General features: G+C 42.2%; 1 protein-coding gene. It reads right to left on the reverse strand.

The features are described from left to right. The coding region (locus JMX91_RS13235) for an IS3 family transposase (protein ID WP_201549627.1) at nucleotides 1-748 on the reverse strand (748 nt) is incomplete at both ends.

The raw sequence follows: 748 nt of genomic DNA on the forward strand, positions 1-748 counted from the left end.
TTTATAGCCCAAACCCTTTTGAATCCTAGTCTGATTGTAATACAGCTCGATATATTTGATGATGTCAGTAATGGCTGTGAATCGTGTTTTATAGTCCTTATGATATATTAGCTCATTCTTTAATATGCCCCAGAAGCTTTCTATTGGCGCATTGTCATAACAATTGCCACGACCACTCATAGAGCCTATAAAGTGATGCTGCTTAATGATTTTGTGGTAGGCATGGCTACAGTACTGACTGCCTCTGTCTGAATGCACAATTAATCCTTTATTAGGTCGTTTGTTTTTGATTGCCATATTGAGTGCACGGCAAACCAAGTCAGCAGTCATGCGTTTGTTGATAGCATAGCCGACAAGCTCTTTGGTATATAAATCTTTAACGCCTGCCAAATACAACCAGCCCTCAGCAGTCCAGATATAAGTAATATCGCTTACCCATGCATCATTAGGACGGTTTGCATCAAACTTCTGATCCAGCACGTTTGGATAAACCAGCTTGTTATGATCAGAGTCAGTGGTGACTTTAAAGCGCTTGTGACGACGGCATTTAATGCCGTATTCTTCTTTGATGCTTCTAACCATATATTGGCTGATATCGTACCCTTGCGCTCTTAGGTGGGCATGCAGTCGATCTACGCCATAGCACTGCTTGGTCTGAGTATGAGCGACTTTAACCAGTAGTTCACACTGATTGCGATGTATCTGTTGGTCGCTGAGATCACGACCCAGCCAGTCGTAATAGCTTGAT

This window comes from Psychrobacter sp. Pi2-1 (assembly GCF_904846645.1).
In the GTDB taxonomy this organism is placed as follows: Bacteria; Pseudomonadota; Gammaproteobacteria; order Pseudomonadales; family Moraxellaceae; genus Psychrobacter.